Source organism: bacterium (genome assembly GCA_024224155.1).
Taxonomy (GTDB): domain Bacteria; phylum Acidobacteriota; class Thermoanaerobaculia; order Multivoradales; family JAHEKO01; genus CALZIK01.
The window spans coordinates 1-726 of the sequence record JAAENP010000245.1 but is presented as its reverse complement, the minus strand read 5'-3'; the positions used below and the strand labels follow the sequence as shown (position 1 = coordinate 726).

The 726-nt window shown below is 65.4% G+C and carries 1 protein-coding gene; it reads right to left on the bottom strand.

Going from position 1 to position 726, the window contains the following annotated elements; translation table 11 throughout:
• A partial coding sequence (locus tag GY769_12845; GenBank protein MCP4202807.1) for an ISKra4 family transposase occupies positions 1–726 on the bottom strand: 726 nt, incomplete at both ends.

Sequence of the window (726 nt, the reverse complement as noted above, 5' to 3'; positions counted from 1 at the left end):
TCGCAAAGTAGCTGGAGCCTCAGACCCGAGCGCTTACTCCTCAGCGTAGCTACATCGGCGACTAGGCGATTGCGCAGCCCAAGGATGTCCCCTTCGGGCATGCAGCCGTAGCGGATCGTATGAAGTGCTGCCCCGGTCGTGTCGTGAAGAGTCACGGCCCCGCAGTAGGCCATGTGGAACTTCCGTTCGATCGGCCGCCGCGGTGCTCCCCTCTTGGGTCGACCGACCGGCCGAGGCCGAGGCTCCTCCATGGGGATACTGACGCGATCGAGAGAAATGCTGATCGAGCTCGCCTCTTCGGGCACCTCGTAGGCGTCGATCAAGGCATCCTCGATGTCCTCTCGATCCGCCACCGCGAGGGCCCCGACCAGGTGCGCCACCTTCTCGAAGCTCGAGCGCGAGTAGGGCAGCCGCCCATACTCTCGCGCGCTGGCTTCGGCTTCACGCGATGTCCCTTGCTGCACCGTATGGGCCATGGCCCGCGCTGCATGCGGAAGCCAGCCGTCCCCAACGACTCCCGCCCGCAAGCTCACCGCGTCCACCACCCTTCCTCCAGGCTGGCCCCCGCGTTGGCCCGATTGACGGTACAACGACCGCTCGATCGATACCGATCCGGCCATGGTGTGGTACGGCGCATCGCAGCGTCCCACCCGGTTGTAGCGAATGCCACCGATCACCACGGTCGGAACGTCGATGTCCAGCGACTGAAGGATCGCGCGGTGACTC